General features: G+C 70.6%; 2 protein-coding genes. Both read right to left on the bottom strand.

The features are described from left to right. On the bottom strand, positions 1-673 hold a 673-nt coding region (locus tag ACFV0G_RS37990), incomplete at its 3' end, for an HAD family hydrolase (protein WP_380558000.1). 134 nt (positions 674-807) lie between these two features. Continuing rightward, on the bottom strand, positions 808-2,744 hold a 1,937-nt coding region (locus ACFV0G_RS37985; protein WP_380557997.1), incomplete at its 5' end, for a vitamin B12 dependent-methionine synthase activation domain-containing protein.

Genomic DNA, 2,744 nt, shown 5'->3' with positions numbered 1-2,744 from the left:
CAGGCTCCAGGTCGACCAGCTCCAGCGAGGGCAGCACCGTCCGGCCGGGAGCGGCCTCGATCACGGCCACCGACGGCACCGCGATCACCGGGCAGCCCGCCGCCTCGGCGGCCCGCACACCGGTCGGCGCGTCCTCGATCACCACGCAGCGCGCCGGCTCGGCGCCCAGCCGGGCTGCGGCCGCGAGGTACGGGTCGGGGTGCGGCTTGGTGCGCGGCACCTCGTCGCCGGCCACCGAGAAGGCGAAGTGCTCGGCCCCCAGGCTGCGCAGCACGATGTCGATGATGTGCCGGTGCGAGGCGGACACCAGGGCGGCCGGGATGCCGTGCGCGTCCAGGGTGTTCAGCAGCCGCTCGGCCCCGGGCATCAGGGGCACGCCACCGGCCAGCAGGTCGACGAACCGCTGGTTGATCAGCACGGTCAGCTCGGCCGGGGTCAGCGACACGCCGGTCCGGGCGATCAGGTAGTCGAGCACCCGGGTCATCGGGCCGCCGACCACGGTCGCCCGGTCGGCCTCGTCGAGGACGTGGCCGAGCTCGGCGAAGAGCGACACCTCGGCCTGCCACCAGAAGTCCTCGGTGTCGACCAGCGTGCCGTCCATGTCGAGCAGCACGGCCTGGAGGCCGCCGCCGGTGCCTTCGAGACTCGTGGCAGGGGTCGAGATGGTCGTCATGGCATTCCCTTCGCCGGGTGGACGCATCCGGGGATGGCACAGGCCGGCCCGCTGGTGAGCGGACCGGCCCGTTCAGGATCATCAAGAATACGCTCGTCCCGCCCGATCCTGCCGAACGGAACGCAGCGGACGGGTTACCTCGCGTTGAAGTACTTCGCCTCGGGGTGGTGGATCACGATGGCGTCCGTGGACTGCTCGGGGTGCAGCTGGTACTCCTCGGAGAGCACCACGCCGATCCGCTCGGGCCGCAGCAGCTCGGCGATCTTGGCGCGGTCCTCCAGCTCGGGGCAGGCGCCGTAGCCGAGCGAGAAGCGGGCGCCACGGTACTTCAGGGCGAACATGTCGCGGACGTCCTGCGGGTCCTCGTCGCCGAAGCCGAGCTCGAAGCGGACCCGGGCGTGCCAGAACTCGGCCAGCGCCTCCGCCAGCTGCACCGACAGGCCGTGAAGCTCCAGGTAGTCGCGGTAGGCGTTGTCGGCGAACAGCTCGTTGGCGGCCTCGGAGATGCGGTTGCCCATGGTGACCACCTGCAGCGCCACCACGTCGCGCTCGCCGGACTCCTCCGGGCGGAAGAAGTCCGCCAGGCAGAGCCGCCGGCCGCGCCGCTGGCGCGGGAAGGTGAACCGGGTCCGCTCGGAGCCGTCCTCGTTGTGGACGATCAGGTCGTCGCCCTTGGAGTTGGCCGGGAAGTAGCCGTAGATCACGGCGGGCTCCAGCCAGCCCTCGGTCTGCAGGCGGTCCAGCCACATCCGCAGCCGCGGCCGGCCCTCGGTCTCCACCAGCTCCTCGTAGGACGGCCCGTCCCCGTTGCGGGCGGTCTTCAGGCCCCACTGGCCCTTGAAGAGCGCGTCCTCGTCCAGCCAGGACGCGTAGTCCGCGAACGGGATGCCCTTGACGATCCGGTCGCCCCAGAACGGCGGGGTCGGGATCCGGTTGTCGAGGGCCACGTCGGAGCGGATCTGCCCGAGGTTGACCTCCTCGACCTCCTCCACCTCGACCTTGGCGTGGCGGCGCTGCCGCAGTTCGGGCAGGGTCGCGCCGGGGACGCCGCGCTTGACGGCGACCAGGGCGTCCATGAGCTTGAGGCCCTCGAAGGCGTCCCGGGCGTAGCGGACCTCGCCCTGGTAGATCTCGTGGAGGTCCTGTTCGACGTAGGCGCGGGTCAGCGCCGCGCCGCCGAGGATGACCGGGAAGTCGGCGGCCAGGCCCCGCTGGTTGAGCTCCTCCAGGTTCTCCTTCATGATCACGGTGGACTTGACCAGCAGGCCGGACATGCCGATGACGTCCGCGTTGTGCTCCTGCGCGGCCTCCAGGATCGCCGAGACCGGCTGCTTGATGCCCAGGTTGACGACGTTGTAGCCGTTGTTGGAGAGGATGATGTCGACGAGGTTCTTGCCGATGTCGTGGACGTCGCCCTTCACGGTGGCGAGGACGATGGTGCCCTTGCCCTCCGCGTCGGACTTCTCCATGTGCGGCTCCAGGTGCGCGACCGCGGTCTTCATCACCTCGGCGGACTGGAGCACGAACGGCAGCTGCATCTGCCCGGAGCCGAACAGCTCGCCGACCACCTTCATCCCGGCCAGCAGCGTCTGGTTGATGATCTCCAGCGCCGGACGGGACGTCAGCGCCTCGTCCAGATCCGCCTCCAGGCCATTGCGCTCACCGTCGACGATCCGCCGCTGCAGCCGCTCCTCCAACGGCAGCGCCGCCAACTCCTCCGCCTTCGAGGCCTTCACCGAGGCCGTGCTGACGCCCTCGAACAGGGCCAGCAGCTTCTGCAGCGGGTCGTACGCGGGCTCGTCGCCCGCCGCCGGCCCGCGCCGGTCGTAGACCAGGTCGAGCGCGACCTCGCGCTGCTCCTCGGGGATGCGGGCGATCGGCAGGATCTTCGCCGCGTGCACGATCGCCGAGTCCAGGCCGGCCTCCACGCACTCGTGCAGGAAGACCGAGTTGATGACCACGCGCGCCGCGGGCGACAGGCCGAAGGAGATGTTGGAGAGGCCGAGCGTGGTCTGGACGTCGGGGTGGCGGCGCTTCAGCTCGCGGATCGCCTCGATCGTCTCGATGCCGT

It is taken from the genome of Kitasatospora sp. NPDC059571, from assembly GCF_042735675.1.
Lineage (GTDB): Bacteria > Actinomycetota > Actinomycetes > Streptomycetales > Streptomycetaceae > Kitasatospora.
Note: the sequence above shows the minus strand (reverse complement) of the source record. Positions and strands in the feature narration are given on the sequence as shown.